10 protein-coding genes are annotated in these 11,826 nt (G+C 67.3%); 3 read left to right on the top strand and 7 right to left on the bottom strand.

The features are described from left to right. Positions 1–40: 40 nt before the first annotated feature. The 6 genes from V2L32_RS13730 to V2L32_RS13705 all read right to left on the bottom strand — a co-directional run bounded on the left by V2L32_RS13730 (position 41) and on the right by V2L32_RS13705 (position 8,143). Entirely contained in the window at positions 41–3,079 is a 3,039-nt protein-coding gene (locus V2L32_RS13730; protein WP_331233015.1) for an FAD-binding and (Fe-S)-binding domain-containing protein, read from the bottom strand. 57 nt (positions 3,080–3,136) lie between these two features. Further along, a complete protein-coding gene (locus tag V2L32_RS13725; protein ID WP_331233014.1) occupies positions 3,137–3,565 on the bottom strand; it encodes a cupin domain-containing protein in 429 nt (142 codons plus the stop codon). A gap of 42 nt (positions 3,566–3,607) precedes the next feature. Then, positions 3,608–5,104, bottom strand: coding sequence for a tripartite tricarboxylate transporter permease (locus V2L32_RS13720; protein ID WP_331233013.1), 1,497 nt, complete (start codon positions 5,102–5,104; stop codon positions 3,608–3,610). Beyond that, entirely contained in the window at positions 5,105–5,728 is a 624-nt protein-coding gene (locus tag V2L32_RS13715) for a hypothetical protein (RefSeq protein WP_331233012.1), read from the bottom strand. A gap of 27 nt (positions 5,729–5,755) precedes the next feature. Then, positions 5,756–6,727, bottom strand: a complete 972-nt coding sequence (locus V2L32_RS13710) for a Bug family tripartite tricarboxylate transporter substrate binding protein (RefSeq protein WP_409348445.1) — start codon at positions 6,725–6,727, stop codon at positions 5,756–5,758. Between the two features lie 276 nt (positions 6,728–7,003). Continuing rightward, positions 7,004–8,143 (bottom strand): mandelate racemase/muconate lactonizing enzyme family protein, encoded by a 1,140-nt coding sequence (locus tag V2L32_RS13705; protein WP_331233009.1) that lies wholly within the window; start codon positions 8,141–8,143, stop codon positions 7,004–7,006. Between the two features lie 85 nt (positions 8,144–8,228). Between V2L32_RS13705 and V2L32_RS13700 the strand changes: the two genes are divergently transcribed. After that, entirely contained in the window at positions 8,229–8,657 is a 429-nt protein-coding gene (locus V2L32_RS13700; protein ID WP_331233007.1) for a universal stress protein, read from the top strand. Here the strand turns inward: V2L32_RS13700 and V2L32_RS13695 are convergent. Next, the gene (locus V2L32_RS13695) at positions 8,654–9,703 is read right to left on the bottom strand and encodes an isocitrate/isopropylmalate dehydrogenase family protein (RefSeq protein WP_331233006.1); all 1,050 of its coding nucleotides are present in this window, start codon (positions 9,701–9,703) and stop codon (positions 8,654–8,656) included. The genes V2L32_RS13700 and V2L32_RS13695 overlap by 4 nt on opposite strands. A gap of 97 nt (positions 9,704–9,800) precedes the next feature. Here V2L32_RS13695 and V2L32_RS13690 point away from each other — a divergent pair, with 97 nt between their 5' ends. Both V2L32_RS13690 and V2L32_RS13685 read left to right on the top strand, forming a co-directional pair. Continuing rightward, positions 9,801–10,583 carry an enoyl-CoA hydratase/isomerase family protein gene (locus tag V2L32_RS13690; RefSeq protein WP_331233005.1) on the top strand — a complete coding sequence of 261 codons (783 nt, stop codon included), beginning with the start codon at positions 9,801–9,803 and terminating at the stop codon, positions 10,581–10,583. A 2-nt stretch (positions 10,584–10,585) separates the two neighbouring features. Beyond that, on the top strand, positions 10,586–11,824 hold the full coding sequence (locus tag V2L32_RS13685) for a CaiB/BaiF CoA transferase family protein (protein ID WP_331233003.1): 1,239 nt from the start codon (positions 10,586–10,588) through the stop codon (positions 11,822–11,824). The last annotated feature ends 2 nt before the right edge of the window (positions 11,825–11,826 follow it).

Raw genomic sequence — 11,826 nt, 5'->3', positions numbered from 1 at the left:
TGTGTGAGGTGTCGGCACCTAAACGTTGACCTCGCCGTGCTCAGAGCGACTCGGCCAGCAGCTCGACCGGGTGTGGGGGCTCCTCGCCGTACTCGTCGCCGATCTGGGTCCGACAGGAGGTCCCGGGGGCGACGACGCGCCCGCCGCTCCGGTCGATCTGTGAGAAGAGGATCGACCCGATCGCCTGGCTCATCGCGTAGTGTTCGGCCTCGTATCCAAAGGAGCCGGCCATCCCACAACAGCCGCTGTCGAGGACGTCCACCTCGAAGCCGGCCCTCGTGAGGACGGCCGCGGTGTGGTGGTCCTTCGCGGTCGCCTTCTGGTGGCAGTGGCCGTGGTAGGTGAGCCGCTCGCCGCTCCCATCCGGCACGTCGAGCCCGAACGCGTCCACGTACTCCATCACGCCGTAGGTGTTCTCGCTCACCAGATCGACGAACCGGCCCGAGAGCAGGTCACGGTAATCGGATTGGAACATCACCGCGTCGGAGGGCTCGACGACGACGACGTCCCACCCCTCCTCGATCCGCGGGGCGAGCGCCGTCACGTTCTCGGTCGCGAGCGTTCCTGCCTCGTCGAGAAAGCCCTTCGAGAACGCCGCGCGGCCGCTGTCGCCGACCTCCTCGGGGAGCGAGACGTGGACGCCCGCGTTCTCCAGGACGCGGACCGCCGCCCGTCCGACCTCCGGGTGGACGTGGTTCGTGTAGGTGTCCGGGACGAGCAGCGCGCGGCGGTCCGCCCCGTCCTCGGGAACCGACGACCCGTCGCGCGCCTCGAACCAGTCGCGGAGCGTCTCGCGCTGGAACTCGGGGAGCGAGCGCTCCCGTGCGATCCCCATCGTCTTCTCGGCGAGCAACCCCGACCCGGGAAGCGACGAGAGGAGGTTCGACACCGGCGCGGTTGCGCTCGCGAGCGGCGCGAGCCGATCGAAGTTCGCGAACAGCTTCGATCGAGCCTCAGCACCCTCCCGGCGGTGGTACTCGTGGGTCACCTCCGCCTTCAGCTTCGCCATGTCCACCCCGCTCGGACAGTCGATCTTACAGCCCTTACAGCCGATGCAGAGGTCAAGTACTTCCGTTATGAACTCGTCACTGAACTGCTCGTCCGGGAGGTCGCCGCTCATCGCCTGGCGGAGCATGTTCGCTCTCCCCCGGGTGGACGTGATCTCCTCCTCGGCCGCTCGGAACGTCGGACACATCACACCGCCCGTGGTGTGCTGGGGACCCCGGCAGCCGCCACAGCCGTGACAGAGCTCGACCATCCCCTGAAAGCCGTTCTCGTTCTCCCAGTTCAGCACGGGTTCAAACCCCGTCTCGAACTCGTAGGCCGGATCGAAGCGGAGGTTCTCGGTCATCGAAATATCGCCGCAGACCTGTCCGGGGTTGAGCAGCCAGTCGGGGTCGAACGCCGTCTTCAGTTCCTTGAATAGGCCGAACACCTCCTCGCCGTAGAGTTTCCGGTTCCACTGGGTGCGCGCCCGGCCGTCGCCGTGCTCGCCCGAGACCGACCCGCCGTACTCGACGACGAGGTCCGTGACGCCGTCGGCGATCGCCTCGAACGAGGCGAGTCCCCCCTCCGTCTTGGTGTTGATCAGCGGCCGGATGTGGAGCACGCCGGGTCCGGCGTGGGCGTAGTACGTCGCGAACGTCCCCTCTGCCTCGAGGATCTCCTCGAACCCCTCGACGAACGCCGGGAGGTGTTCGGCCGGGATCGCCGTGTCCTCGATGAACGCGATGTGTTTCTCGTCGCTCGTGCGCGAGAGCAGGATCGGCAGCCCGCTCTTTCGCATCTTCCAGAACTGCGCGCGCTTCGCCGCGTCGTAGGCCTCCATCGCGGTCGTCGCCTCGACCGGCGCGTCGGTGGTCTCGGCCGCACCCTCGCTCGGCTCTACCTCGCTCTCGACGCTGGGGACCCGATCGACGAGCAGGTCTGCGACCTTCTCCTTGCCCTCCTCGACGGAGTCGGCGTAGAACTCGACGAGCAGCACCGAATCTGTACCCTCCGGCAGCATCCCGACGACGGGGCCGAACTCCTCGGTCTGTCTCGCCAGATCCAGGAGGACGTCGTCCATCGCCTCCACGGCGGCGGGGCCGTGTTCGAGGATCGGCGCGACGTCGCGCATTGCCGAGAGCAAATCGGGGTAGGTCAACAGCGCGACCGCCTTGGTCTCCGGCACCTCGACCAGCGAGACGGTCGCCTCGGTGACGATCGCGAGGGTGCCCTCGCTGCCGGCGAGCAGTCGAGCGAGGTTGATCGTCCCCTCTACGTCGTCCGCCTCGCCCTCCTCGATCGCCCGTTTCGCCTCCATCGCCTCCTCGACGATCCAGTCGAGGTTGTAGCCCGAGACGTTCCGCGTCAGGTCCGGGTAGGCCTCCTCGACGGTTTCGGCGTGCTCGTCGACCACTTCGGCGACGATCGCGTGGATCCGGCCCTCGAGATCGCCGTCCGGATCGGCCCGGTCGCGGAGTTCCGAGAGCGTGATCTCCCCAAACGTCGTGACCGTGCCGTCCGCCAGAACTGCCTCGCACTCCTCGACGTAGGCGTCGGTCTTTTCGTAGACGAGCGAGTGCGCGCCGGTCGAGTTGTTCCCGATCGCCCCGCCCAGCGCGCTCTTGTCGCCCCAGGCGGGATCGGGCGCGAACTTCAGTCCGTGGGGCGCACACTCGGCGTTCAGGTCGCCGAGGTAGACGCCGACCTCGGCGCTGGCGGTTCGCTCGTCCGGATCGATCGCGAAGACCTCCGTCATGTATCGGGTGAAGTCCAGGACGACCGCCTCGTTCGTCGCCTGGCCCGCGAGGCTCGTCCCGCCTCCACGGGGCATCACTGGGATTTCGTGCTCCGCGCAGTGGCGCATCACCGTCGCGACGTCGGTCGTCGAAGTGGGGTAGACGACGCCGATCGGCGTCACCTCGTACGCGCTCGCGTCCGTCGCGTAGAGCTGTTTCGAGTACTCGTCGAAGCGGACGTCGCCCGCGACGAGGTCCGAGAGCCCCGCGAGCCCCGCCGGGATCGTCTCGGAGCCGGTGCGGTAGTCGTAGCCCGAGCGATCGTCCGCCGCCGGCCCGGTGTGTTCCGTCGCCATTACACACACCTACGGGAGGTCCCACATTACTGTGGCGCTTATCCCCTCTCGATCGGACTACGACGGCCCCTCCTTCCCGTAACGCTCTTCGAGCAGCGCGTCGACCGTCTCGACCTGGTGGACCGGGTGTCGCCCCTCAGGCGGCCAGCCGATCCCCACCAGTCGGCACGGCTCCTCGAACGGGTTGTAGATCACGTGCGTCCCGACTTCTCCCGCCTCGAAGGCGACGGTGTCCGTCGTCTCCAACTCGAACCCCTCCTCCCTGGCTTCGACGCGACAGCGCCCCTCCGCGACGTAAAAGGCCTCTTGCTGGTTCTCGTGGTAGTGAAACTGGTTCTGCGAGAGTCGTTCCCCCGCCTCGAGGACCGCGACGTTCAGGTTGAACGCGTCGACTCCCAGTGCGCTCGACAGCTCCCAGCGCGAGCCGGGTTTCTCCGGGTTCGTCCCCACCTCGTCGAGCGAGACGCGTCGGTAGCCCTCTGCCATGGGCGAGAAAGGGCGTCCGGGCGCCTCACTCTTCCGGAACGATCAGCCGGAACGCTCGCGGTCGAACCGGGCCTTGATGAACGGCCCGAACAGCACGAGGAAGATCGTGACCGAGAGCAGAAACGAGAGCGGCCGGTCGATCGGGTTGACGAAGATGGCGTAGTCCCCGCCGGAGATCTGCAGCGACCGGAAGAAGTTCTCCTCGGCGATCGGCCCGAGGACGATCCCCAGCACGAACGCGATCACCGAGTAGTTGTACCGGACCATGTAGAAGCCGAGCACGCCCAGCAACAGGACCGCGAGCACGTCGAACCAGTTCTGGTTCAGCGTGAACGCGCCCGCAAAGGAGAGCACGACGACGAGCGGGATGATGACGTTCGTGTCCAGTTCGGTGATCTTACTCGCGTACGGGATCACCGTCAGGCCGATCGCCAGGATCAGCACGTTCCCCAGGAAGAGTGAGACGAACAGCGCGTAGGTGATGTGCAGCTGTTCGTCGAAGAGCACGGGACCCGGCTGGAGCCCGTGCATGAGGATCCCGCCGAGCAACACCGCGGTGCTCCCGCTGCCGGGGATCCCGAACGAGAGCGTCGGGATGAGCGACCCGCTCACCGTCGGGTTGTTCGCCGCCTCGGGGGCGATCACTCCTCGCGGGTCGCCCTCACCGAACCGGCCGTCCTTCGCCGACGAACGCGCCTCCTCGGCGTAGGCGACGAACGTCGAGGTGGTCGCGCCCGAGCCGGGGACCATGCCGATCCCCATCCCGATCAGCCCCGACTTGAGCGTCGTCTTCGGGTGGTTGAACACCGCCATCACGCCCTCGCGGACGCTCCCAGCGAGTTCGATGTTCTCGGCGGAGATCTGTTTCTTCGCCGCGAGCTTCATCATCTCCGCGAACGCGAACATCCCGATCAGCGCCGCGACGAAGTCGATCCCGTCGTAGAGGCCGAACTGTCCGAACGTATACCGCGGGCGCGCGGTGAGGATCGCGGTGCCGATCGTCGAGATCATGAAGCCGAGCGCGCCGGCGACGAGCCCCTTCACGATCGAGCCCTGCGTGACGATCGTTATCAGCGAGATACCGAGGATCGCGAGCAGGAAGTACTCCGGCGAGCCGAACGCGAGGACGACCTCGATCAGCACCGGCGAGAGCAGGATCAGCGCGAGCGCCGCGAGGAAGCCGTTCAACGCGGAGGCCGTCGTCGCGATCGCGAGCGCGTTCTTCGCGAGGCCGTTTTTCGCCATCGGGTAGCCGTCGAGCGTCGTCGCCGCCGCGGACTCGGTGCCGGGCGCGTTGATCAGGATCGCGGCGATCGAGCCGCCGAACATCGCCCCGCTGTAGATCGCCACGAGCAGCACGATCGCCGAGGTCGCATCGAGCGGCAGCGTCAGCGGCAGTACGAGCGCCATCCCGACCGGCGAGCCGATCCCCGGCAGCGCCCCGAGGACGATCCCGAGGACGAGCCCGAGCGCCATCCACCCGATCACGGGCCAGCTCGCGGCGAGCGCGAGCCCCTCGAAGAAGGCGTCGACCGCCATCTACGCGACCCCCGCGACCGTCGCGAGCGCGAACGCGAGCGGCAGGTCGATCGAGGTGGGGACGAACGGGCTGAAGTCGAGGATCGCACCCCGGTCGAGCCGCAGGAGGAGGAACACCCGGAACAGGTAGATGATCGCCGTCGCGGCGACCCCGCAGACGACGGCGATGGGCCAGCGGACCTTGAACCAGAGCATGTACGCCAGCACGAACGGGAAGGTGACGAACAGCAGGCCCACGGCCCACCCCAGCACGAGATACAGCGTCGAGGTCCCCACCATGAACACGGTGTCGTTCACCTCGTAACCGTAGTCGCGACCGAGCGTCTCCTTCACGAACTCCTCGTCGTCCTCGTCCTCCTCGTCTTCTTCCTCCTCCATCGGCGTCGAGGTGATGCTCACGCTCTCTGCGACGAACTTCCGGACCGGCCCGGGCAGGTAGTTCTGGACGAGCAGCAGGAAACAGCCGATGAAGACCGCGGCGGAGGTCATCTGGGGGAACACCCGGGCGTCGTCCGGGTACTCCTGGACGATCGGCTCCACGAAGAACACCCCGCTCAACACGAGCAGGACCGCGAGCATGACCTGCTCGGCGGTGACCTTCTCCCTGAGTTCTTGTACGTTCATCCCTGATAAGTGGAGATCCGAGAGCCCTTATTGGTGTTCCTGAATGAGTTCGACGATCTCGAGCTCCTCCATCACCTCGAACGGGTCGTTCATCGCGGCCTCGGCCTCCTCGGGGCCCTCCCAGAAGATCGGGTTGCCGGTGTCGTTCGACCACTCCTCGTACCGTTCGTCCTCGGTCGCCTCCTCGAAGCGCTCTGCGAGCACCTCGATCCGGTCGTCGGAGACGTCCGGCGGTGCGTAGATCCCACGGGTCACACCGGCGATGAAGTCCATCTCCGGGTAGCCCTCGTCGGTGACCGACGGGATGTCGGGGTAGACGTCGGTCCCATCGCTGAAGAAGCAGACGACGGGGTAGACCCCGCCGGAGGAGACGTTCGGCTCCGTGCCGGCGTCGGTCCCGATCCCACAGGGAACCTCGCCCGAGGTCACCGCCTCGGCGATCGGTCCCGTCCCGGTGTACTGCACGCGATCCGTCCAGTTCCAGTCGTACTCGTCGGCGTACTCCGGCTCCTCTTTCGCCAGCAGCGTCATTATGTCCTGCGGGCTGCCGGGCTCCTGGATGCCGATCGTCGTCCACTCCCCGGAGTTGTGCATCTCCCTGACGTCGTCGAACGTCTCGACCTCGCCCTCGTACTCCTCGTTGACGATGAGACACCAGGTCGACCGGCCGATGTTGCCGACCCCGCGCAGGTCGCGCTGGTCGAACCCGGGGTCGTCGAGCAGCTGTGGCGTCACCTCGAGCGGCACCGCGCTTCCCGTGAACGTGTGTCCGTCCGGTTCGGCACCGATCGCGTCGCCGAAGCCGTTCAGTCCGCCACCGCCCGGGACGTTGTCGATCTGGATGTCCTGTCCCATCGCGTCCGTGAGCGGCTCGATGATACCGCGGGCGTAGACGTCGGTTCCGCCGCCCTCGTCGTACGGGACGATGTAGCGCATCCGTTCGCTCGGCTCCCAGTCCCCCTCGTCGTCCCCGTTGTCGCCGGCGAGACAGCCCGCCATCGCAGCGACCGACGTCGCCCCCGCCGCCTGGAGGAATCGCCGTCTGCGAACGCCCCCGGCTCCGGTGTTGGTCGTTGTCTGTTCCCCGCCGCCGTGTCGGATGTGTTCCCGTGCCATAGTGGTCCCCGTTCGGGGTCTTCTCTGCCCGGCCAGATCGACTGACCTGGTGGTGGTTCCGTACCGTGGGCTGATACCACATGACGATGTGGTGGCGATATATATAATAGTTTTCTTCGCGGGTTGTAGAACCGACGGCGGACGGTCTAGTTCCGGCGGTTACCGGTCGGCGCGAAAGCGCGAGAGCACCCGCTCGTCGATCTCGACGCCGATCCCCGGTCGGTCCGGGATCGCGACGGTCGGCCCGTCGTTCTCCACGGGATCGATCGCGAGGTCGTCGCGGATCGGGTTCGGCGTCCGGTCGAACTCGAGCATCGGCTCGCCGGAGAGCGTCGCGAGCAGCTGGAGGCTCGCGGCCAGTGCGACCGCGCTCCCGAAGACGTGCGGGAGACAGCCGACGTTCGCGGCGCCCGCGGCGGCCGCCACCCTCCGTGCCGAGGTGAACCCGCCGACGCTCGTCAGGTCCGGCTGGACGTAGCTCGCGGCGTTCGCCGAGAGTACCCGCTCGAACTCGTGGAGGAAGGCCCAGGACTCCCCGCCGGCGATCGGCGTCGGTCCTCGGTTGAGCGCCGCGTACCCCACGAGATCCTCCGGCGGCAGCGGCTCCTCGAAGAAGTAGACGTCGAGGTCGGCGAGCGCACGCGAGACCCGCATCGCGTCGGCCCGGTCGTAGCCGTGGTTCGCGTCGGTCATCAGCCGCACGTCCGGGCCGACGGCCTCCCGGATCGCACGGACGAGCGCGACGTCCTCCTCCATCCCCCACCCCGGGAAGTGCCGCGAGAGCCCGATCTTGTTCTTGAGCGCGGAGAAGCCCGCCGCGACGTGACCCTCGGCCTCGCGCACGACCGCCTCCTCGAGCTCCTCGAACCTCTCGACGTCTCCGAAGAAGTGCCCCGTCGCGTACGCGCGGACCTCCTCCCGGCGCCGCCCACCCAGCAGCCGGGAGACCGACGCCCCGACCGACTTCCCGTAGAGGTCCCAGAGCGCCATGTCGACGCCGCTGACGACGCTCGCGGGAACGTAGGAGTGGTACGACGAGCGGAGCGCGAAGACGAGCTCCTCGTGGAGCCGTTCGACGGCCGTGGAATCGTCGCCCTCGATCCGGGGTGCGACGTACTCCTCGACCAGCTCCCGGTTGCCGGCGATCGGCCCCCAGCACTCGCCCCAGCCGACCAGCCCGTCGCCGGTCTCGATCCGGACGAGGCAGTACTCACGGCTGTCGATCCACTTCTGTGCGTTCGCGAATCGCGTGTCGAGCTCGCGATGGAGCGGGATCGCCTCGACGGTTCGAACGGACATACCCGACCCGCGCGGGCCGGGAACCTAAAGCCTCGCCCCCGCGCCGGTCTACAGCTATATATCGGGTGGGAACCGATACGGACGTATGCCGATCGTCGCAGCGGTCGACGAGAGCGAGCGTGCCGGACCGATCGTCGAGGAGGCCGCCCGTCTCGGGGCGGCCATGGAGCTCCCCGTCCACGTCATCCACGTCCTCACGAGGGAGGGGTTCGTCGAACTCGAACAGACGAGCGTCACCCGGTCGAACGGACCGGTCCCGATGGAGGACGTGATCGAGGGGGCGACCGCGGTGGCCCGGAGAGCGGCCGAGGAGGCGCACGCGGACGCCACCGCGGTCGGGCTGATGGGCGACCCCGCGGAGGAGGTCGTCACCTACGCCGACGAGCACGAGGCCGAGTACCTCGTCATCGCGGGTCGGAAGCGGTCGCCGGTCGGGAAGGCGCTGTTCGGGAGCGTCGTTCAGTCCATGTTACTCGACGCCCCGTGCCCCGTTGTCTCCGTCAGGCTCGACTAGTCCGAGAGCGCCTCGACGACGTCCTCCGTTCCCGCGGACCCACCGAGGTCGGGCGTGAGCGGCGCGGATTCGTCGGCGAGCACCGACTCGACGCGCGCCCAGAGCTCCTCCGCGACCGCCTCCTCGCCCAGGTCCTCGAACAGCATCGACGCAGAGAGCACCGTCGCGAGCGGGTTCGCAATACCCTCGCCCACGATGTCCGGGGCGCTCCCGTGCACCGGCTCGAACATCGAGGGGTAGCTCCCCGACGGGTCGATGTTGCCCGACGGGGCGAGTCCCATGCTCCCCGTGACGATCGCACCGATGTCCGTGAGGATGTCCCCGAAGAGGTTCGAGGCGACGATCACGTCGAACTCCTCGGGCCGACGGATCAGGTCCATCGACGCCGCGTCGACCAGCAGCCTCTCGACCTCGATCCCGGGGTACTCCGTCGAGATTTCTTCGACCAGATCGTCCCAGAACGTCATGCTGTAGGCCTGGGCGTTCGACTTCGTGATCGACGTCACGTGGCCCTCGCGCTCGCCGGCCTCCTCGAACGCGGCCCTGAGAATCGACTCGGTCCCCTCGCGGGTGAACACCGAGGTCTGGATCGCCACCTCGTGGGCGAACCCGACGTGTTCGCGCCCACCCACGTCGGAGTACTCCCCTTCCGTGTTCTCGCGGAAGACCACGAAGTCGACGTCGCCGCCCTCGTAGCCCCGCAACGGGCTCTCGACGCCCTCGAAGAGCACGGACGGGCGCTTGCAGACCCGCTGATCGAAGCTCTTTCTGATCGGTAACAGCAGTCCGTGGAGCGTGAGGTGATCCGGCACCTCCGGGTGCCCGACCGCACCCAGCAGGATCGAGTCGTAGCTCTCCAGGGTGTCGAGCGCGTCCTCGGGCATCATCGCACCCTCGTCCAGATACCGATCGGAGCCCCACTCGAAGCGCTCGAACTCTACGTCCACCCCGTGGCTATCGGCGACCGACTCGAACAGCGGGAGCGTCGCGTCCACGACCTCGGGGCCGATACCGTCGCCTGGGATCGTCGCTACCTCGTATGCCATGGGTTACGAACGGCGATGGGGGCGATAAAGCCACGGACCGCGGCAGGCACTCGAGCAACGAGGGAAGCTTTTTGCTCGTACCCCGTCGATCGGCGCCATGGTACGCCACGACGCGTACGCCAGCCTCAGCGTCGAGATCGCCGACGGCGTCGCGACCATCGAGTTCCACCGCCCCGAGAAGTACAACGCGCTCAACGACGACGTCATGCTCGACCTGCGCAGGGCGTTCGACGCCATCGCGCTCGACCGTTCGATCGACGCCGTCGTGATCACCGGCGAGGGCGACGACGCCTTCTCCGCCGGTGCGGACATCACCGAGTACGCCGGAACGACGGACGAACACGCCCACCAGCGCGACCGTCAGGAACTGTTCTACGAGATGTACCAGAAACCGCTTCACTGTCACGCGCCCGTGATCGCGAAGGTAAACGGCTACTGCGTCGGCGGCGGGCTGATCACCGCGATGTACTGTGACATGCGCGTTGCGACCGAGGACGCCAAGTTCGGCGTCCCCGTCGCCAACATCGGTCAGATCCCGACCGGTGGTGCTAACCGGAGAGCGGTCGAGTTAGTGGGTGAGGCGAAAGCGAAGGAACTCGTGCTGACCGCTGGGTTCATCGACGCCGCCGAGGCCGAACGGATCGGTCTGATCAACCACGCCGTGCCCAGAGAGGAACTGGACGGGACGGTCCAGGAGATAATCGACGCGATCCAGGATACCGGTCGCGAGGCGGTGAAGAACTCGAAAGAGGCGATCAACTACGCAGTCGAAGCACCCGACGCCGAGACCGCCCGCGAGTACGAGGCGGACCTCTGGTGGGAGCAGTTCGCGGGCGAGGAACGCCGCCGGCTGGTCGACGAGTTCAACGAGGGCGAGTGACCATGCCCGAGACCGATACTGAGGGACCGCTCTCGGAACTCACCGTCGTCGAGATGACCGCCCACCGCGCCGGCCCGTTCTGCGGGGCGCTGCTCGCGGACATGGGCGCGCGCGTGATCAAGATCGAACGGCCGGGCGTCGGCGACCCAGTCAGGGTCCAGGGCGTCGGCCAGGACGGCAAGACCGGCTACTTCGTCGCGCTCAACCGAAACAAGGAGTCGGTCACGCTCGACCTCAAGAGCGACGCCGGTGTAGAGGCGGCCCGTGCGCTACTCGCCGACGCCGACGTCTTCGTCGAGAACTTCGGCTACGGCGTCACCGACAAACTCGGCATCGGCTACGACGATCTGAAAGAGCTGAACCCGGAGCTCGTCTACGCGAGCGTCAAGGGCTACGGCGAGACCGGCCCGATGCGAGAGAAACCCGGGCTCGACCTCATCCTCCAGGCCGAGGGCGGGATCATGAGCGTCACCGGTCCGGAGGGGGGCGAGCCGGTGAAGGTGGGACAGGCCGTCGGCGACCTGACTGCGGGGATGTTCGCGACGATCGGCGTGCTCGCCCGGCTCCACGAACGCGGGCGGGTGGGGTCCGGTGAGGGTGAGAACGACGGGACGAACGACGAGAGGGAGTTCGTCGGCAAGCTCGACGTTGGCCTGTTCGACGCCATCGTCACGCTGCTGAACGAGTACCTGACGAACTACTCGTTGACCGGCGAGGTGCCCGGCCCGCAGGGACGGAGCCACCAGGCGCTCGTCCCGTACCAGGTGTTCGAGACCGGGACGAAGTCGATCGTCACGGGCGTGCCGAGCGACGCTCGCTGGGACGCATTCGTCGACGTGGTGGGGTGTGAGTCGGTCAGGGAGTTCGAGACGAACAGAGAGCGGATGGCGAACGCCGAGACAGTCGTGGGTGCGATCCAGGATCGACTCGAGGAGGAGTCGGCGGAACACTGGCTCTCGGTCCTCACCGAGGCGGGCTTTCCGTGTGGGCCGATCAACGACGTCGCGGACGTCGTCGAACACGAACAGACCGCCGCACGAGACCTCGTGATCGAACACACCGACCCGGACGCCGGAGAACTCCTCCTCCCCGGCCACCCGATCAACTTCCCCGGGTTCGAGGACGTCGTTCGGAGCCCCGCTCCACGCCTCGGCGAGCACACCGACGAGGTGTTCTCCGAGGTGGCAGGCGAGCAGACGACGCTCTCGGCGTGGCGAGAGGGCGGCGCGTTCGGCGAGTGAAA

The organism is Halalkalicoccus sp. CGA53 (assembly GCF_036429475.1).
GTDB lineage: Archaea > Halobacteriota > Halobacteria > Halobacteriales > Halalkalicoccaceae > Natronorarus > Natronorarus salvus.
Note: the sequence above shows the minus strand (reverse complement) of the source record. Positions and strands in the feature narration are given on the sequence as shown.